The organism is Neobacillus sp. 114, from assembly GCF_030127045.1.
GTDB lineage: Bacteria > Bacillota > Bacilli > Bacillales > Cytobacillaceae > Neobacillus > Neobacillus rhizophilus.
On the sequence record NZ_CP126144.1, the window covers coordinates 5,044,774 to 5,064,467 of the forward strand.

Genomic DNA, 19,694 nt, shown 5'->3' on the forward strand with positions numbered 1-19,694 from the left:
AGTCAGCCAACCTCTTTGATTGTCATTATATAGTATAACAAATATTATTTTTTAAAAACTACCTGTATTGACTTTTTCTGGGCGGGTAACCGGTGCAGAAAGCTTCTTACCCTTGTCATTCTTCAATTCCGCTTTACCGTCAACTAAAACAGCTACCTTTTCCACGCCCTTCTGTTCAGTCAAGGATAGCACAAGAGTATCCAAAAGGTTCTGCGAAATCACTTTCTCTTCAAAGCTGCCGTAAATATTTTTGTTAAAGTTTAAGGTTACAGTTCCGTCCTGATATTTCGGTGCTTCATTTAGTTTAACGTCAGACATAAATTGGGATACAAGGTTCGATTTTTCACTTGGACCCTTGATTAATTCATTGACTGCCGCTGTGATTGGATCCTTCTCACTTGCTTTCACCCTTCGGGTAACTGGCACATAATAGTAGGAGCCTTCTTCACCGCCAATAAAGTATACGGTAATTGGTTTCGTATTCGTGATATCCACTACATCCTTTGTATCTAAGTTGATGCCTGTTGCCCTGGAAAGCTTTTCGCTGATTGGCGTTCCTTTCACAGGCATTTCCGTTAATTCATGGCCGTTCATTTTCAGCTTAACAGAATTGACACCAGCAAACTGCGTCAGGGTCCAGGTGACTGACTGAAGAATTTTCAATTCATCCTCAGGCTGATAGTTTTTGAATTCCTTTGAAAAATCAACGACTGCAACCCCATCTTTAATATTAACAGATGGTTTTGTATCCTCAGGCAGAACGGCTCTAAAATCATTCGGCAGCATGTCCGTTACAGGTCCGTTCACCACTAAGTAATCCAGCGCCTGTTTAGCGACTGATTTTGTTTTTGGAAGATTTAATGTTTGCGGGACAACATAACCATTCTTGTCAATGAGATATAGCTCCGTTTTCATGGCATTCTCTGCTTTTTCCTTCTTTACGGCCGCTGTTTCCTTATTGGTGTTCTTCTCACTCGTTGTCGTCACCGTTTTTGGCGGATCAATTTTCTTTTGTGTTTCACTGCCAAATAGGCCGCAACCGGATAGCACAACTGTGAAAGTGAGCACAGCCAGGCCAAGAATTTTTGCTTTATTTTTGAACATATTTTTCCCCCCTAAGACTGTTTGTACTATCATGTATACGAGCCTATGAAAAAATTAGACCGCCTCGAAAAGAAAAATAGGACAAATTTATTAAATTTTTTTCAAAAAAAAAAAAAAAAAAAATAGAGCCCACTAGAGACTCTATTTTACAATTTTATTTTTTTCACGGTTTCAAAAGGGATGCCGAGCCATTGCGATGCTATTTTTGAAAAAATCCAAGTGGAGCCAGTCGTATAGAATTCATGCTCTGGTTCCTGCTCGCCTGATTCAAGGAGTCCTTTATATTGGAGAATGGCGCTAATCTCCCTGGCCGTTTCATCACCTGAACTGATGACACTAACCTTTTCACCCATGAATTTTTTGATCAACGGTTCGAGCAGTGGATAGTGGGTGCACCCCAAAATAAGCGTATCCAAGTTTTGATTCAATAAAGGCTGCAGCGCTTCATCCACAATTTTCGCAGCAATCGTCCCATCGTATTCACCGCTTTCCACTAGCGGCACAAACTTGGGGCAGGATTGACTTTTGACAAAAAGACGACTGTTAAGCGATTTTAATGCCTTTTCGTAGGCACCGCTTTTAACAGTTCCATCTGTCCCAATAATTCCGACACGATAGTTTTTTGTCCGTTTTATCGCCGCTCTTGCTCCCGGGTTGATGACCCCTAGAACGGGAATCGATAATTCCCTGCGGATGTCATCGAGCGCAGCTGCTGTCGCCGTATTGCAGGCAATTACCAGCATTTTTATATTTTTTTCTAATAAAAAATGGGTCAATTCCCATGTAAATCTTTTTACTTCTTTCGTCGTTCTTGGGCCGTAGGGACAGCGCGCGGTATCACCCAGATAGATGATTTTCTCGTTTGGCAGCTGCCTCATGACCTCCTTAGCAACGGTCAGGCCGCCGACACCAGAATCTATAACACCGATTGCTTGCTTCAAACTTTTCGCCTCATTTTGCTATTAGCAACTTCTTAATATATTGAACGTATGGATATCAACTGAGTTCATAAACGAACCACTGGCTCGCCAATCCGTCTACTGGACTTACTTCATTTCCTGATGAAGTTTTATTAAGTTGTTTTGCAAGAGTTGAATTTCTTCCTTATTGAAGTTTTTTAAGACTTCTTCAAGATAGACTTGCCTCTTTTTAATCACTTCATCAATGATTCTCTTTCCTTCTTCGAGAAGATGGATTCTCACAACACGGCGATCGTTTGTATCTTTCACCCGCTCTACCAAAAGATTTCTCTCCATACGGTCGACCAGATCAGTGGTAGTACTGCAGGCTAAATACATTTTAGTAGAGAGCTCGCCAATTGTCATATCACCGTCTTCAAAGAGCCATTGCAGGGCAACGAATTGGGGAGGAGTAATTTTATAATTACTTAACATCTCTCTTCCCTTTTGCTTAATTATGCCTGATATATACCGTAGTTCTTTTTCGATATTTGCGACAACGTCCCCAGTCATTTTTTGGGAATTTTCGAGTTTCATTTGTTCTACACTCCTAAAATAGGCTTCTCCTCATGACATGACCAAATAAATAATACTTTGCAGCTTGTACTTATTGTCTACTTTTTTCAGGAAAATTTCAAGCCGGAACTGTTTTGTCAGCTTCTCAAAAAAACTGGCAAGATGAACTGTGATTCATCCTGCCAGTTGGATTATTCGATCTCTTCCAGCTTTCCAAAGGAGCCAAAAAATTCGTAATGGATCCGTTCTTCTGGTACTCCCCATTGTTTTAATGCTTTATTAACCACTTTCATGAAAGGCTCCGGTCCGCAGAAATAAAAATCGGCATCCTTGGTGGGTAAACTTTGCTGCAGCCAATCCAAGCTAAAAAATCCTTCTTTATCATAATTTTTCATTTCTTTATCATCTTCGGATGGTTTTTCATAAATAACGAAGGAGTGGACATTTTTATGTCCCTCTGCCAGGTCATTTACATGGGCTCTGAAGGCATGCAGTTGGCTGTTTATGGCTGCATGGATATAATAAATTTCCCGATTCGGGCTTTCGTTTACGGTTGTGTTTAACATGGCCATCATCGGAGTAAGACCAACCCCGCCGCTAATTAATACTAATGGAAGACTCGTTTCCAAATCTAAATAAAAATCACCGGCAGGTGCAGTAATCGGAATCGTATCTCCCTCTTTTACATGGGCATGCAAAAAGGTGGAAACAATCCCAGCAGGAATGTTATCCCCTTTTGGGTCTTCCCGTTTTACGCTGATTCGGTAATAATTTTGACCGGGACGATCTGATAAACTATATTGGCGTAAATGGGTGTATTGTTCACAGGGAATCTCCAGTTTTACAGTAATGTATTGCCCGGGAATGTAGCTTGCAATCTCCTTACCGTCTTGCGGCTTTAAGTAAAACGACGTGATGACATCGCTTTCTTTCACCTTTTTTTCCACAACAAAATTCCGGTAGCCTGCCCAGCCGCCCGGCATAGTCTCCGCCGTTTTATACATGTTATTTTCCATTCTAATAAACACATCTGCAATGACCCCATATGCGTCCGCCCATGCATCTATAATTTCAGGTGTTGCCGCATCGCCTAATACTTCTTTGATGGCTCCCAACAAATTTTCACCAACTATCGGATAGTGCTCCGGCTTAATTTGCAGGCTTCGATGTTTTTCACCAATTCGCTCGAGAACGGGCATAATTTGGCTGAAATCTTCAATATTTGCCGCTGCCCCGTAAACAGCCTCTGCCAGCGCTTTAGGCTGGTGGCCTGTTATTTGATGCGTTTGATTAAAAATATTAAGAAGCTCCGGATGCTGCTTAAACATACGCTTATAAAAATGCTTAGTTATTTGTTCACCATGATCCTTCACAATCGGAAGTGTGGCTTTTATGATTTCAAGCTTTTGCGGATTAAGAGTTTTGACTGTCTTTACGACCTCTTGCCAAGACCTTTTTTCTTTAATATTCGTAATAGACATAATGTATTTCTTACCTCCTTTAGCTTTACACTAAAGTATCTCCTGCTTTGAAGATGATAAAGAAGGAAAGTATTGTTATGACATTACAAAAAAATTGTCCATATAAATGTATGAACCGGCGTCCCATAAGGATGCCGGTCATGTTTAAAGTTCTAGCTCTCCCATACGAAGGAGTTCTACAACTGCCTGTGATCGCCCTTTCACACCAAGCTTTTGCATGGCATTCGAAATATGATTCCGAACTGTTTTTTCGCTGATAAATAATTCACTAGCGATTTCTTTTGTTGTTTTGTCCTGTACTAACAGTTCGAATACTTCTCTTTCTCGTTTGGTGAGTAATGGCTTGTGAGTATATTCATTCTCCTTCAAGTATTGTAACCCTCCTTGCCTTCGCCAGTTATGCACCGGGGGTGGGTATATATTTAGTCACCATATCTTATGTGAACTGGTCAGGGGGAGTGACTATATTTACTCGTTAGATATGAATTTTATGAAAAAATTTCCCAAAGAACTTTCTAAAAAAAAAAGACAAGAGCCCTTCTTTTATGAGCTCTTTAGCTTTGCATATATAATATATCGTTTTGGGGCGTTTCCGACGTAACGGAAGGGGTAGCATGTTGTTAGAATTAATTCTTCTTCCTTGTTTTGCAAGGTGATGATACTGGTATCGTCTGACTTTACGATTTTCGTATGGGTTATTTCATAATTGAAGTTACCATAGGGCACTTGCATATTTAACGAGTCGCCGACTTTCAGTTCACCTAAGTGGCGAAAAACGGTATCGCGATGTCCCGATAAAACAATTTGCCCCTTGTCGCCGGGAAAATAAGATCCTTTATAATGGCCTACTCCTCTTTCTAAATCATCCGGATTGGTGCCTTCCACAATGGCGAGTTCTGCATTAATTTTTGGAATAGCAAGAATGCCGACTGTATCTCCCATATCCGGAAGCGGAACTGAATCATCACGCGTGGCTGTTTGATTTGCTGAAGCCTTTTCGGGTCGTTCCCGAATCAATTTTTTTGCTTCTTGAAGTGAGGCTTTTGTTTGCATTTTTGTATCAGCAATCTGCCATACCCCGACACCCAACACTATTAACCCTGCAACAATTATTAGAAGTGGAATCTTTGATTTCAACATCAATACCGCCTTTTGAAAAAGCTCCTCATTTTAATTCCAAGTATAACAAAAAAGTCAGGAATCAACTATATTTTCACAATAAATAGAGATAAGAATTTTTAAAATTATTTACAATAAAAAGAGCCGCCCAAAAACTTAATGGGCCGGCTCTATTTTAATTATTCATTATTTATTTTTGTTAGCATGATCAGGTGTCCCTGTTTCATCTGCATGGCCGGGCTTTCCTGTTTCACCTGCATGGTCGGGTTTTCCGACAGCTTTTCCTTGATTGTAAGAAAGACCAAAACCGTATTCGTATTTGTTACCTGATTTATTAACATAGGCGAAATCTGGAATTTCTTCAGGCGCAAAGCTTGGAACATCCCCAACTTCTCTGCTCAAAGCATCCTCACTTGCTACGATTGCGAATGGAAGTTTACCAACAGGATTAAACTTTCCAGTGATGACATCAAATACTGCTTCTTGTTGCGTTCCAAAAGTACCGATTACGGCAGCAGCATTAGGTTCAATTTTGTTAATAAGCCATTGGTTAGTAAAGTTTATCGCAGTGATTGTTGGAACAGTTTTTTGAATTTCAACGATTCGATCTACTTCAGTTATACCAGTTGTTTCATCAATTCCGATTCGTGGATTATTATCCCAGTTGGATTGAGTTGGTTTAACATATACATAAGCTAGTGTTGCTTCATCAATATTATCAACTAAAGTGATGTTAGGGAATTTTTCTTTAAGTGTGTTCTTTAAGTCCGCAGTAAATGCAACAGATTGCTTAGCTGAATTGTCTTTAACATAATTAGGATCTTTATTCCCGTTTGGCGCTGCAACTCCGACAAAACCTTCAACATACAGTTTAACGTCTTTTAACTTATTTTCTTTTAACGGTAATAGTTTTTCACCTTTGATTTTATCATTACGCATAAGAACAACTGATTTTTGATGGGCTTTATAAGCTTTGGCTCTATGTTCAGCATTGTTCGCTACAGCAATGGCTTCCGCAGGATCTACATATGGATCCTCAAACAAGCCTAAGGTCATCATTTCAGAAAGCGTATAAGTAATGGATTCGTTAACTTTTGATTCATCTAATAAACCGCTGTTAACTGCCTCAATTACGTACTCTGGTGTTGAACCACCTGAAATGATATTGGTTCCAGCCTTGATTGCTTTTGCAACTTTTTCCGGTTCTGTTTTATCTAAGTAACCAAATGCACGACTACTAATTGCACCTGAGTCAGAGTTCACATATCCTGTAAAACCAAGTCCGCCCTCATTCTTAGGAGAACGTAAGAAATTTAAGATCCCTGCATTTAAGCCCATTGCAACTTCTTCAAACTGCTCAGTATCACTGTAATGTTTCAGCCCTTGTTCAGCACTATCATTCTCTGGATATGCGTAGTAAGGCATGACGGATGTAACTCCAGCACTGATTGCTTTTTGGAAAGGAGGAATGTGATATTTTAACAAGCTTCCTTCTGTAGGATAAATATTAAAACTGCCATCCGCAAAGTGTGGATCCTTGCCATCCATACGTGCACCACCGCCAGGGAAGTGCTTAACTGTGATAGATACACTGTCTGGGCCAAGTTTATCGGTTTGGAATCCTTTAATTATTTGATAATTCATGTCACCAACAACTTTTGGATCTTCACCGAATGTCTCCTCAATTCTTGCCCAAAGTGGATCTGTTGCGACGTCAGCCATATAACCGTAAACCTTGCGAATACCAGCAGCTCTCCATTCCTCGCGAGCAATATTTGCAAATTCTCCTACAGCTGCAACATCACGTGCTGCCGCTAAACCTAGAGTTCCTGGCCAGAAAGTATGTTGATCCGTAACATTCGTGATATTTGTATAATCCGTAGATTGGGAGTTTCTTGGATTTGAAGTAATAACAACTGGAATGCCTAACGGTAGACCTTCTGCTAATTGCTGCATTTGGTTATTGTAGTTAGCGATATCCCCTAAGTTTTGAGAAAGACGGTAAATAACATAGCGCAGTCCCTTTTCAGTAACGATTTTGCTGTTTTCAGGGGTTACAAATTTCCCATCCGCTGGATCCTGTTCTGGAGTGTGAGTATTGATATACATCATCCCAGCTTTTTGCTCAAGAGACATTTTACCAACCAAATCTGCTACACGCTCAGGAATTGGTTTTCTCCAGTCTTCGTAACCATCTAAGCTATTATTGCCATTGGCATCTCTAAAGAACTTGCCGTCAACTTGAAGAATTCTATTTTGATTTGCTACTTCAATTTCTGGTTGACCATCGGCTTTTGTAATTTTATAGGTTGGTATTGCACCTCTGCCAGTATATGGGGTAGCTTCTACTTCATCTCCTGTGTACCCTACATCATCTGCTGCAAAGCCGATTGTTGGAACTGCAAGCGAAAGTGCGAATATACTTCCTAAAAGTTTTCTTTTTAGTTTTGACGATTTTCTAATTTGTTTAGATACTGATGCCATTTTCCTTCCACCCCTGTCAAAATTAAGATTGTTGCGCAGCTTCCCTTTCAATAACTGATGCAAACAAAAAAACTTACAGAATTTCCTTAAATCCCGGACACTACCAAAAACATAATTTTTAGAGTGCCTTCCATCACCTCCCATAATCTTGTATATTCAAGCAATCCTGCCAATTCATAATCGAATGCTTGACTATTAAATTGGATTTACTTGGATTGGAATACGCTTTCAGAATGCGGTTTCATAAAATCCCGCCAAAAACTATTCACGAAAGTCTATTAATAAGGATACTAAACAAACTAATTATATTTTTATTATGAATTTTTTTTATTTATTCGTCATCATACTTTTTACCTATTCTGAATTTTCCTATTATTAGGACTTTAAGACTGGTAAAATGCTCTTATGCCAATAAAAAAACCTTCTTTTCACTATGAAAAGAAGGTTTTTTCGTATCTAGCCGCTTCTACTTTTGTAGTTAGCTTCTGTCGCTTCCGAAGAAGTTTCTAAATGCTTGGAATGTTGTTTCACGATTCAATGCTGCAATGGAGGTAGTCAATGGAATACCTTTTGGACAGGATTGAACACAGTTTTGTGAGTTACCGCAGTTCGTAAGACCGCCCTCACCCATGATGGTTTCAAGACGCTCCGCCTTATTCATCTCACCTGTTGGATGAGCATTGAAAAGACGAACCTGTGATAATGGCTGCGGTCCGATAAAGCTTGACTTACTGTTAACATTCGGACATGCCTCAAGGCAGACACCGCATGTCATACACTTAGACAGCTCATATGCCCATTGACGTTTGTTCTCAGGCATACGAGGTCCTGGTCCTAGATCATAGGTTCCATCAATTGGAATCCATGCTTTAACTCTCTTTAACGCATCAAACATTCTGCTGCGGTCAACCTGAAGGTCGCGCACTACAGGGAATGTCCGCATAGGAGCTAAGCGGATCGGCTGCTCCAACTGATCGACTAACGCCGAACAGGATTGGCGCGGCTTTCCGTTGATAATCATCGAACAGGCACCACATACCTCTTCAAGACAGTTCATATCCCATGTGATTGGGCTTGTAGCTTGTCCTTTTGCATTAACAGGGTTTCTCCGAACTTCCATTAACGCCGAGATAACGTTCATCCCCGGGCGGTATGGAACTTCAAATTCTTCCTCATAAGGGGCAGAATTTTCATTATCCTGACGTTGAATAATAAATTTTACAGTCTTAGTTTCAGCCATTTTATCTTCTCCCCTTTCCTATTAGTGTTTTGTTGTATAGTCGCGCTTCCGTGGTTGAATTAAAGACACATCAATATCTTCATAATGGAAAGCTGGGGCAGTTTTCGCATCTGTAAATTTAGCCATTGTTGTCTTCATGAATTCCTCATCATTCCGTTCAGGGAATTCAGGCTTATAATGGGCGCCGCGGCTTTCATTACGGTTGTACGCACCAAGCGTAATAACGCGAGCCAATTGCAGCATGTTTTGAAGTTGTCTTGTAAAGGCTGCTCCTTGGTTGCTCCATTTAGATGTATCATTAATATTGATTTTTTGGTAACGCTCTAACAGTTCTTGGATCTTTTCGTCTGTTTTCAACAGTTTGTCATTGTAACGAACAACTGTTACATTATCAGTCATCCACTCGCCAAGCTCTTTATGAAGAATGTAGGCATTTTCATTGCCATCCAATGACATAATATTGTTCCACTTTTCTTCCTGCTCTTTAACATGACGGTCAAAGACAGTAGAAGAAACAGCATCCGAGCTTTTCTCAAGTCCTTCAATATAGCTAACCGCATTTGGTCCTGCAACCATACCGCCAAAAACGGCAGAAAGCAGTGAGTTTGCGCCAAGACGGTTCGCACCATGCTGAGAATAATCACATTCTCCAGCAGCAAATAGGCCTGGAATGCTAGTCATTTGGTCATAATTAACCCAAAGTCCGCCCATTGAATAGTGAACGGCAGGGAAAATTTTCATTGGAACTTTACGCGGGTCATCACCAACGAATTTTTCATAAATTTCAATGATACCGCCAAGTTTAACATCCAATTCATGAGGATCCTTATGAGATAGGTCAAGGAATACCATGTTTTCACCGTTAACACCCAATTTTTGATTAACGCAGACATCAAAAATTTCACGTGTTGCGATATCACGTGGTACCAGGTTTCCGTATGCAGGATATTTTTCCTCTAGGAAGTACCAAGGCTTTCCGTCTTTGTATGTCCAAACACGGCCGCCTTCACCACGTGCAGATTCACTCATTAAGCGAAGTTTATCGTCACCAGGGATGGCAGTTGGGTGAATCTGAATCATTTCACCGTTCGCATAATATGCACCCTGCTGATAAACAATCGATGCTGCAGAACCAGTGTTAATTACTGAGTTTGTAGATTTACCAAAGATAATACCAGGTCCGCCAGTTGCCATAATAACAGCATCCGCAACGAATGATTTGATTTCCATTGTTTTTAAGTCTTGGGCAACGATTCCACGGCAAACGCCTTCCTCGTCAACGACTGCACCCAAAAACTCCCAGCCTTCATATTTAGTAACAAGCCCTGCTACCTCGTGGCGGCGAACCTGCTCATCTAATGCATATAAAAGCTGCTGACCAGTTGTAGCACCAGCAAATGCAGTTCTGTGGTGTTGAGTTCCCCCGAAACGGCGGAAGTCTAATAGACCTTCCGGAGTACGGTTAAACATAACACCCATCCGGTCAAATAAATTGATAATACCAGGCGCAGCATCACACATTGCCTTAACCGGAGGCTGGTTAGCCAAGAAATCTCCGCCGTAAACCGTATCATCAAAGTGAATCCATGGGGAATCCCCTTCACCTTTAGTATTTACTGCTCCATTAATACCGCCTTGGGCACAAACAGAGTGAGAGCGTTTAACAGGAACAAGAGAAAATAATTCTACAGGAGTTCCGTGTTCTGCAACTTTAATAGTCGCCATCAAGCCGGCCAATCCGCCACCGACAATGATCACCTTACCTTTACTCATCGTGACTCACTCCCTTAATCCAAATCCAATATTTTTCCAATCAAGAAATCATTAATTTATCAAACAAAAGCTAATAGAGTTTGAACGGCTACGATAGATAGAAGTACGAAAACTACCATCGTAAAATATGTAGCAATAGTTTGTGACCTTGGGGATTGCGTAATACCCCAGCTTACCATGAATGACCATAATCCGTTCGCAAAGTGGAAAATAGCTGAAATAATACCAATTACATAAAATGCAAACATGATTGGTGAAGAAAGAATATCATGCATCATTTGGAAGTTAACCTCAGCACCGAATGCAGCGGCAATACGTGTTTCCCAAACATGCCATGCGATAAAAATAAGAGTGATTACCCCTGATACACGCTGAAGCATGAACATCCAGTTTCTAAAGAAACCAAATCTTGAAACATTGTTTTTTGCTGTAAATGCAATGTACAATCCATAGATTGCATGGAACAGCAAAGGTAAATAAATTACTACTGTTTCAAGGACAATACGGAACGGAAGAGTCCCCATGAAATTTGCTGCTTTGTTGAAGGATTCCACTCCTTCTGTTGCAAAGTGGTTGACAATCAGGTGCTGTACAATGAATACCCCGATTGGGATAACCCCAAGCAACGAGTGCAGTCTCCGATTGAAAAATTCGCGATTCCCCGCCATTGATTTACCCCCTTTTAAATTTTAAAAAATGATGTTAAGTTTTTACTTCCTTCATTAATATAACCTAGCATCACTGTGACAATTATGTGACATGTCCATTTTACTCCCAACATCATAGAGCGTCAAGGAAACGGATACATAAAAAAGCGATGAAAAATAAAATTTTTAAAATATATTGATATTATGATAGATATGAATTTCGACATGTTATCATTTTGTAAGCGCTTTATTTTTGCTTGTAATTACCAACATCTTACGGGAGAATTTTTTTCCTATATCGGAAACGATAATTATGATAAGAAACAAGAACAAATATTGTAAAATAATAAATTTCTTTGCGACTTCTTTACATTATTAGAAAACTGTACTGAAACAGAACTCGATTTGTATATAATAGAATGATAGAAAGAGGGGAAGTAAATGAAAGATAGTGCAGTAATGGACCAAGATCTACAAACGCCGGAACCAAGGACAATCTCTATATTTGGCTATGAATTAATTAGAGAAGTTCTTCTTCCTGAAATTTTCGGCAAGGACACTCCTGAAATTCTTTACTGGGCAGGGAAACGTCTCGCCCGAAAATTTCCTTTGGAAAGCTACGAAAGCCTGATAGATTTTTTTGCAAAAGCTTCTTGGGGTGAGTTAGAAATTAAGAAGGAAGCAAAAAATGAGCTGGAATTCGAGTTGGCAAGTCCAATGATTGTATCGCGTGTTAAATCAAAAGCGGAAAACTTCTTTCAACTTGAAGCCGGCTTCCTTGCTCAGCAAATCGAAGTCCAAAAAGGGGCTATTGCGGAAACCTTCGAACACCCGGTCAAAAAATCGAACAAAGTTTGCTTCACCGTCAAATGGGATAAACTAGACTAAAAGAAAAGGGGGCCACAGGCCCCCTTTCTTAAGGCATAAATTCAGCTACGCCTCATGAACCGTCCTGCCGGACTCGCCAATCGGCGAGTTTTCATTTAATTTTCCCAAGTTCAAATGCCTCGTGCAAGGCTTCTACTGCTTTGAGCATATTTTTTTCTTCTACTACAGCTGATACTTTGATTTCTGAGGTGCTGACCATCTTTACAGGAATATTGCTGTTCGCAAGAACCTCAAACATTTTCGCAGCCACACCAGGATTAGAAATCATTCCGGAACCAACAATTGATACCTTTGCCAGTTTATTCTCAGCATCAAGCTGGTCATAGGCAAGTGTTTCTTTATTGTTTTCAAGCACATTTAAGGTTGGGATCCAATCATCGGTATGGATGGAAAAGGAGAGATTGGCAGCTCCCTCTTCTGTTGTGCTTTGAATAATAATATCCACATTAATTTGATTTTTGGCCAATGTCGTAAAAATAGTTGATAAGCTTGTTAATGAATTTCTAAGCCCTAAAACAGTAACACGTGTGATTCCATCTTCAAACGCGACTCCGCGTACGACTAAATTTTGTTCCATCGTTGCTTCCCCCTCAATTACAGTTCCTTCAACCTTCTCCATGCTAGAGCGGACCTCAAGCCTTACATTATAATTTTTTGCAAACTCGACCGCTCTTGGATGTAGAACTCCCGCACCCAAATTGGCCAGTTCAAGCATTTCGTCATACGATACCGATAATAATTTCCGAGCGTTCTTGACATAACGGGGATCCGTTGTAAATACCCCGGTTACATCGGTATAAATATCACATTTATCCGCATTTAGAGCAGCAGCCAACGCAACTGCAGTTGTATCAGAGCCCCCACGTCCGAGCGTAGTGATTTCCCCGTCTTCGGTAACCCCTTGGAATCCAGCCACGATGACGACTTTTCCCGCATGAAGCTGTTTTTGAACAGCATCAGTGTTTATTTTCGAAATCCTTGCATTGCCGTGAACAGGCTCTGTCATGATTCCAGCCTGCCAGCCTGTAAAGGAAACGGCCTCCAGCCCTTTTTGGTTTAAGGCCATCGAAAGCAATGCGATCGTCACCTGCTCACCTGTTGAGAGAAGCATATCCATTTCCCGCTTATTCGGCTGCTCGGATATTTCCTTTGCCATATTAACAAGCTGGTCCGTCGATTTTCCCATTGCCGAAACAACGACCACTACTTGGTTTCCACGTTCCTTTTCCCCCCGCACACATTCTGCGACATTTAGAATTTTTTCAATGCTGCCAACGGAGGTCCCGCCAAATTTCTGTACTATTAAACCCATGTCTTCCCCTTCTCTCAGTCATTCTTGTAAAAAAATAAAAAGCAATGGGAGCATATCCCATTGCTTTGAAAACACAAAATTAAAATTTTCGCGTTAGTAGACAATGAAAGATAGCGCTCCAAGACAACGGTCTTGACAATCCGGCATTTTTTCAATGACGAACCAGCAAGGAAAATAATGAGTGTTTCCCTACTTCGGCGAACATTCCCTTTCAAAGCCCATCGTTGAAGCTCATCCTTCTCCGGGCCTTTACTCTTGAAGCTCGCACCTCTACCTTCACTTAACTTATAAAAGTGATAGTCTATTAAATTTTTATTCATTATAGCATAGTAATATTAGAGTGACAATTATTGTGACTGAAGTTTTTTTATTAATTCTTCTGCCACATTTTGGGGGATTCCAATCCCTCTAAATTCCTCAAGGGTTGCCTCTTTCATTTTCTTAACAGAGCCAAATTCCTTTAATAGCTGCTTCTTGCGTTTTTCGCCAATCCCAGGAATATCGTCAAGTAGGGATTGGAATGCGGTTTTACCGCGTGTCTGCCGGTGGAAGGTAATCGCAAAGCGGTGAACTTCATCCTGGATTCGCTGGAGTAAATAAAATTCCTGGCTATTCCGGGCGAGCGCTACAATTTCTAATGGATTCCCATACATAAGCTGTGATGTGCGGTGCTTCTCATCCTTCACTAGTCCAGCGAGAGGTATGTCCAGCCCCAATTCATTTTCTAGCACATCGCGGACAGCTTCCACATGTCCCTTTCCACCGTCAATGATGATCAAGTCAGGCAGCGGAAGCTCTTCCTTTAGAGCCCTCGAGTATCTTCGTCTCGTTACCTCTCTCATTGATTCATAATCATCCGGGCCTTCAACAGACTTAATTTTATATTTCCGATATTCCCGCTTGTTTGCTTTGCCGTCTGTAAAAACAATCATCGCTGAAACTGGGTCTGTTCCTTGAATGTTAGAGTTATCAAAGGCTTCGATCCGGTGGGGCGTATAAATGCCAAGCATTTCTCCGAGGTTTTCAACGGCTTTGATCGTTCTTTCCTCATCTTTTTCAATAAGAGAGAATTTTTCATTCAAGGCGATTTTCGCATTTTTAATTGCCATTTTGACAAGGTCCTTCTTCTGGCCCCGCTGCGGCTTAATGACTTTTACTTCCAATAACTGCTCAGCCATCTGCAAATCCACATCGTCCTGGATGAGAATTTCCTTCGGTTTAAAATGGTTCGTCTTCTGATAAAATTGGCCGAGGAATGTGAGGATTTCTTCTTCCGGCTCATTATAAATAGGGAACATCGAAACGTCTCGTTCAATCAGCTTCCCCTGACGCACAAAAAATACTTGAACACACATCCAGCCTTTGTCAACGGCATAGCCGAATACGTCACGGTCAGTAAAATCCGTCATCGTGATCTTTTGTTTTTCCATGATTGTTTCAATATGAATGATTTTGTCACGGAATTCCTTTGCTCTTTCAAAATCAAGCTCTTCCGCGGCAGCCTGCATTTTTTCTGTCAGATCCTTTTTTATTTCCTTATAACCGCCATTTAAAAAGCGGGTAATTTCATCGGTCATTTGTTTATACTGTTCTTCTGAAACCTCATTTACACAAGGCGCCAGGCACTGCCCCAAGTGATAATAGAGGCAGACTCGGTCAGGAAGCGTAGAACATTTGCGGAGCGGATAAATCCGGTCAAGCAGTTTCTTTGTTTCGTTGGCAGCCCCTACGTTGGGATATGGACCAAAATACTTACCTTTATCCTTTTTTACTTTTCTTGTAATAATTAGCTTTGGGTGTCTTTCCGCAGTCAGCTTAATAAATGGATAAGTCTTATCATCCCTAAGCATGACATTATATTTCGGATCATATTTTTTTATTAAATTTAATTCAAGCAGAAGTGCTTCAATATTGGATGAGGTCACGATATACTCAAAGTCTTCAATCTCGTTTACCAAGCGAAGGGTTTTCCCATCATGCGAACCGGTAAAATAAGACCGAACACGGTTCTTTAATACTTTCGCCTTACCAACGTAGATAATCGATCCTTGACGATCCTTCATCAAGTAGCAGCCGGGCTGGTCCGGCAGCAGCGTTAACTTTTGTTTAATGGTTTCATTCATTCCGGCCGCTCCTCCCACTCAGAGTTTCTCTTCAAATTTTAAATCAATCTGCCCGCAAATTAAAGAGGGAGTCTTTAGAAAAAAGAAAACCTTAACCGAAGTACCGGTTAAGGTTATTTTAATTGAGGGCTTATAGATGCTTTTGAAGTAAGCCAGCTAAAGCTTCTTTTGGTTGGAAGCCGACAGTTTTATCAACAACTTCACCGTTTTTCAACACTAGTAAAGTTGGAATGCTCATTACTCCAAAATTAGAAGCCGTTTGCGGATTTTCATCCACGTCAAGTTTCGTGATTTTTACTTTATCTCCCATTTCAGCATCAAGCTCTTCTAAAACTGGCGCAATCATTTTGCAAGGTCCGCACCATGGTGCCCAGAAATCTACAAGAACAAGACCTGAACCTGTTTCAGTCGCAAAGTTTTGATCTGTTACGTGTGCAATAGCCATTTTTCATTGCCTCCCTAATTAATACTTAAATCTAACGAAAGTATAACATCGAATGGAAAATCACGCTAATAATCTGTTTCGCAGGTAATTTACCCTTTTTGCCTAATAAGTATTCTATGCAAACTCATGATAAAGGCGAGCGGAACATCCCGCTCGCCCTCATAATTTTTGGCCAGCTCCAGCGCCTAGGGGCTCGCAGGTCTACAGCCAATCCGTCAAGAAGGCTAAAAAGCAGCCTTCTCGCCGGCTCGTCTTATGCCTGTCGCCCCTGGTCAAGGCGCTTCCGCTCTTCTTATTATGAATGAACTTTAAGCTTTTTAAACTCTTCAGTTAAAAGTGGAACAACTTCGAACAAGTCACCAACGATACCGTAGTCTGCCACTTTGAAGATGTTTGCTTCAGGATCTTTGTTAATGGCCACAATAACTTTAGAGTTGGACATACCTGCAAGATGCTGGATAGCTCCGGAAATACCGCAGGCAATGTATAGGTCTGGAGTTACAACCTTACCAGTTTGGCCAATTTGCAGGGAGTAATCGCAGTATTCAGCGTCACATGCCCCGCGGGAAGCTCCTATTGCTCCGCCTAAGACAGCAGCCAATTCTTTTAGAGGTGCGAAGCCTTCTGCGCTCTTCACGCCGCGTCCGCCGGAAATAACGACTTTTGCTTCGCTTAGGTCTACACCTTCACTAGCTTTTCTGACTACCTCTTTAACGATGGCACGAAGGTCTTTGATTTCTACAGAAAGGGAAGAAACTTCACCGCTTCTTGACTCATCTTTTTCTAGTGGAGCAATGTTATTTGGACGAACAGTAGCAAAGATTAAACCGTCAGTCACAATTTTCTTTTCGAAAGCTTTACCGGAATAGATTGGTCTTGTAAAGACAACGTTTCCGCCTGCCACTTCAACAGCTGTAGCATCAGAAATTAGACCGGATGACAGCTTAGCAGCAATTCTTGGAGAAAGGTCTTTTCCAAGTGCTGTATGACCGAAAACAAGACCTTCAGGCTTTTCTTGGTCAATGACAGCTAATAGTGCTTGAGAATAGCCATCTGATGTATACTGCTTTAATTTTTCATTTTCAACAACAACGACGCGGTCTGCACCGGATTGAATTAATTCTGCACCAAGGCTTTGTACTGCTTCTCCAAGCAATACTCCTACTACTTCTCCGCCTTCAGCAACAGTTTTAGCTGCAGCAACTGCTTCAAAAGATACATTACGTAAGGATCCGTCGCGAACTTCTCCTAAAACTAATACTTTTTTAGACATTAGTGTTTACCTCCTGCAAATCAATTTTTATGATAAACCGATTAGACTACTTTTGCTTCAGTGTGGAGCAGTTGAACAAGTTCTTTTACTTGGTCGGCTAAATCGCCAGATAAAACCTTGCCTGCTTCTTTCTTTGGCGGCAGGTAAACTTCAATTGTTTTTGTTTTTGCTTCAACATCTTCTTCTTCTAGATCGAGATCATCTAATTCCAGCTCATCAAGAGGCTTTTTCTTTGCCTTCATGATCCCTGGCAATGATGGATAGCGCGGCTCGTTCAAGCCTTGCTGAGCAGTTACTAAAAGTGGAAGGCTTGTTTCGATTACTTCAGAATCCCCTTCAACGTCACGAGTAACAGTTGCCTTAGTTCCATCGATTTCAAGCTTTGTAATCGTGGTAACATAAGGAATGTTTAGAAGTTCAGCAACACGTGGTCCAACCTGGCCTGAACCGCCATCAATCGCTACGTTTCCGCCAAGGATTAAGTCAGCATTTTTATCTTTTAAGTATTCAGCAAGAATTTTGGCAGTTGTAAATTGGTCGCCATTTTCAACGTCATCTTCAGTATTGATGAGAACAGCCTTATCTGCACCCATGGCAAGCGCAGTACGCAATTGCTTTTCAGCTTCTTCGTTGCCGACAGAAATAACGGTTACTTCGCCGCCGTTTGCATCACGGACCTGAATCGCTTCTTCGATGGCGTATTCATCATAAGGGTTAATGATGAATTCAGCACCATCTTCATTGATTTTGCCGCCGGAAATCGCAATCTTTTCCTCTGTATCAAAGGTTCTTTTCATTAACACAAAAATGTTCATGGTTACCCTCCTAAATATTCAAACATTTGTTTAGTTTGAAAGATTGAGAAAATTTTTTATAAAAAAATATAATAAGCTTCCTAGCGAGCACTCGCTCGGAGGACTAGGAAAGTTTATTCACCTTTAAAATGAGGTTCTCTTTTTTCAATAAAGGCTTGAATGCCTTCTTTGGCATCTTTAGAAACAAATACTTCACCAAATAGTTCTGATTCCCGCTTTACACCTTCATAAAATTCTTTCGTTTTTGAATAGTTTAACAGTTCAATAGCGGCTTTGACAGAGCCAGGGCTCTTCTTGGCAATTTTTCCAGCCAGTTTATAAGCTTGTTCCAAGACTTCATTTTCCGGATAAGCATGGTTAGCCAGTCCATATTGAACCGCTTCCAATCCAGTGATTGGCTCGGATGTTAACATCATCTCCGCCGCTCTAGCGGTTCCAACATATTTTGGCAGACGCTGGGTACCAGCAAAGCCTGGAATGATACCAAGCTGCAGTTCAGGAAGCCCTAGTTTCGCAGTTTCGCTGACAAGACGGATATGGCATGCCATTGCCAGTTCCAGCCCGCCACCTAGTGCTGCACCGTGAATAGCGGCAATAATAGGTTTTGGAAATTTCTCCATCCGGTCAAACAAATCTTGGCCAAATTTGCCAAGGTTTGAAAAACCTTCTGAAGAACTTACTGTCGTAAATTCTTTAATATCGGCACCTGCCGAGAAAAAGCGGCCTTCACCATGGATAACTACTACTCTAATCTCGCGGCTTGGTTCAATTTCATCTAACACTGCGGATAATTCCCGTAAAAGGCCTGATGAAAGCGCATTCGCTGGAGGACGCTGCAACGTAATGGTTGCGATGGAGTCCTCCACTGAACATTTTAAATATTCCATAGTATCCCTCCCCTTATTTGTGATCTAGCAGCCTGCAAACCCGTTGATTAATAGACGATGGACTTTAGGTGCGAGCGCTGCCAAGTTAAATTTTTCCTCTTTTAAAACCCAGGATGTGACAATCTCATCAATGGTACCAAAGACCATTTGACGGGCAAGCCGAACATCGAGGTCGTCAGAAAACTCACCAGTTTCTTTACCTTCCATTATAATCTTATCAATCACCTGCAGATAGCCTTTTAGAACATTATTTATTCTCATGCGCAGCTCCTTGTTGGATTGGCGCAATTCCAACTGTGTGACGACTGCATATCGATAGTCTTCTGAAAGAAGCTGAAAATGAGTTTCAACCAACACTAATAACTTCTCTGCCGCCGTCTCTTTTCCTGCAATTTCTTCATCTATTTTTTCTATGAAGCTTCCCATTTTTTCTTCAAAGAGTGAGATAAGGATGTCTTCTTTGTTTTTAAAATACAAATAAATCGTGCCGTCAGCCACTCCAGCCTGTTTAGCAATCTTGGAAACCTGAGCTTGGTGATAACCGTTTTCAGCGATCACAACTACCGCAGCATCGATAATTTGCATATATTTTGGCTTCATTTTTTTCACATACATTCCCCCCTTTGAA

General features: G+C 41.0%; 18 protein-coding genes and 1 riboswitch. Of the genes, 1 reads left to right on the plus strand and 17 read right to left on the minus strand.

Going from position 1 to position 19,694, the window contains the following annotated elements; genetic code table 11:
• Positions 1-51: 51 nt before the first annotated feature.
• From QNN06_RS24785 to QNN06_RS24830, 10 genes are all read right to left on the minus strand, one after another.
• Complete coding sequence (locus tag QNN06_RS24785) at positions 52-1,104, minus strand: GerMN domain-containing protein (RefSeq protein ID WP_284036129.1); 1,053 nt, start codon at positions 1,102-1,104, stop codon at positions 52-54.
• A gap of 146 nt (positions 1,105-1,250) precedes the next feature.
• Entirely contained in the window at positions 1,251-2,045 is a 795-nt protein-coding gene (gene racE / locus QNN06_RS24790; RefSeq protein ID WP_284036130.1) for a glutamate racemase, read from the minus strand.
• A 105-nt stretch (positions 2,046-2,150) separates the two neighbouring features.
• Positions 2,151-2,600: a MarR family winged helix-turn-helix transcriptional regulator gene (locus QNN06_RS24795; RefSeq protein WP_213119974.1), complete on the minus strand. Its 450-nt coding sequence runs from the start codon at positions 2,598-2,600 to the stop codon at positions 2,151-2,153.
• A 170-nt stretch (positions 2,601-2,770) separates the two neighbouring features.
• Positions 2,771-4,060: an NO-inducible flavohemoprotein gene (gene hmpA / locus QNN06_RS24800; RefSeq protein WP_284036131.1), complete on the minus strand. Its 1,290-nt coding sequence runs from the start codon at positions 4,058-4,060 to the stop codon at positions 2,771-2,773.
• 144 nt (positions 4,061-4,204) lie between these two features.
• Complete coding sequence (gene gerE / locus QNN06_RS24805) at positions 4,205-4,429, minus strand: spore germination transcription factor GerE (RefSeq protein WP_019154738.1); 225 nt, start codon at positions 4,427-4,429, stop codon at positions 4,205-4,207.
• Between the two features lie 174 nt (positions 4,430-4,603).
• Positions 4,604-5,197 (minus strand): class D sortase, encoded by a 594-nt coding sequence (locus QNN06_RS24810; protein WP_213119973.1) that lies wholly within the window; start codon positions 5,195-5,197, stop codon positions 4,604-4,606.
• Positions 5,198-5,365: 168 nt separating this feature from the next.
• Positions 5,366-7,663, minus strand: a complete 2,298-nt coding sequence (locus QNN06_RS24815; protein WP_284036132.1) for a glycoside hydrolase family 3 protein — start codon at positions 7,661-7,663, stop codon at positions 5,366-5,368.
• A gap of 478 nt (positions 7,664-8,141) precedes the next feature.
• Positions 8,142-8,903 carry a succinate dehydrogenase iron-sulfur subunit gene (gene sdhB / locus QNN06_RS24820; RefSeq protein ID WP_213119971.1) on the minus strand — a complete coding sequence of 254 codons (762 nt, stop codon included), beginning with the start codon at positions 8,901-8,903 and terminating at the stop codon, positions 8,142-8,144.
• A gap of 21 nt (positions 8,904-8,924) precedes the next feature.
• On the minus strand, positions 8,925-10,676 hold the full coding sequence (sdhA, locus tag QNN06_RS24825) for a succinate dehydrogenase flavoprotein subunit (RefSeq protein WP_213119970.1): 1,752 nt from the start codon (positions 10,674-10,676) through the stop codon (positions 8,925-8,927).
• Positions 10,677-10,735: 59 nt separating this feature from the next.
• Entirely contained in the window at positions 10,736-11,344 is a 609-nt protein-coding gene (locus tag QNN06_RS24830; protein ID WP_213119969.1) for a succinate dehydrogenase cytochrome b558 subunit, read from the minus strand.
• A gap of 420 nt (positions 11,345-11,764) precedes the next feature.
• On the opposite strand from QNN06_RS24830, the gene QNN06_RS24835 reads away from it, so the two are divergent.
• Complete coding sequence (locus QNN06_RS24835) at positions 11,765-12,211, plus strand: YslB family protein (RefSeq protein WP_213119968.1); 447 nt, start codon at positions 11,765-11,767, stop codon at positions 12,209-12,211.
• Positions 12,212-12,302: 91 nt separating this feature from the next.
• Here QNN06_RS24835 and QNN06_RS24840 read toward each other — a convergent pair whose 3' ends face one another.
• From QNN06_RS24840 to QNN06_RS24870, 7 genes are all read right to left on the minus strand, one after another.
• Complete coding sequence (locus QNN06_RS24840; protein ID WP_284036133.1) at positions 12,303-13,523, minus strand: aspartate kinase; 1,221 nt, start codon at positions 13,521-13,523, stop codon at positions 12,303-12,305.
• 103 nt (positions 13,524-13,626) lie between these two features.
• Positions 13,627-13,804, minus strand: a riboswitch (Lysine riboswitch).
• Between the two features lie 66 nt (positions 13,805-13,870).
• Positions 13,871-15,646: an excinuclease ABC subunit UvrC gene (gene uvrC / locus QNN06_RS24845; RefSeq protein WP_213119966.1), complete on the minus strand. Its 1,776-nt coding sequence runs from the start codon at positions 15,644-15,646 to the stop codon at positions 13,871-13,873.
• Positions 15,647-15,776: 130 nt separating this feature from the next.
• Positions 15,777-16,091: a thioredoxin gene (gene trxA / locus QNN06_RS24850; protein WP_213119965.1), complete on the minus strand. Its 315-nt coding sequence runs from the start codon at positions 16,089-16,091 to the stop codon at positions 15,777-15,779.
• 295 nt (positions 16,092-16,386) lie between these two features.
• Complete coding sequence (locus QNN06_RS24855; protein ID WP_284036134.1) at positions 16,387-17,364, minus strand: electron transfer flavoprotein subunit alpha/FixB family protein; 978 nt, start codon at positions 17,362-17,364, stop codon at positions 16,387-16,389.
• A gap of 41 nt (positions 17,365-17,405) precedes the next feature.
• Positions 17,406-18,179, minus strand: a complete 774-nt coding sequence (locus tag QNN06_RS24860) for an electron transfer flavoprotein subunit beta/FixA family protein (RefSeq protein WP_284036135.1) — start codon at positions 18,177-18,179, stop codon at positions 17,406-17,408.
• A gap of 113 nt (positions 18,180-18,292) precedes the next feature.
• Positions 18,293-19,066, minus strand: coding sequence for an enoyl-CoA hydratase (locus QNN06_RS24865; protein WP_284036136.1), 774 nt, complete (start codon positions 19,064-19,066; stop codon positions 18,293-18,295).
• Positions 19,067-19,090: 24 nt separating this feature from the next.
• Positions 19,091-19,675, minus strand: a complete 585-nt coding sequence (locus tag QNN06_RS24870; RefSeq protein ID WP_213119961.1) for a fatty acid metabolism transcriptional regulator FadR — start codon at positions 19,673-19,675, stop codon at positions 19,091-19,093.
• Positions 19,676-19,694: the final 19 nt, after the last annotated feature.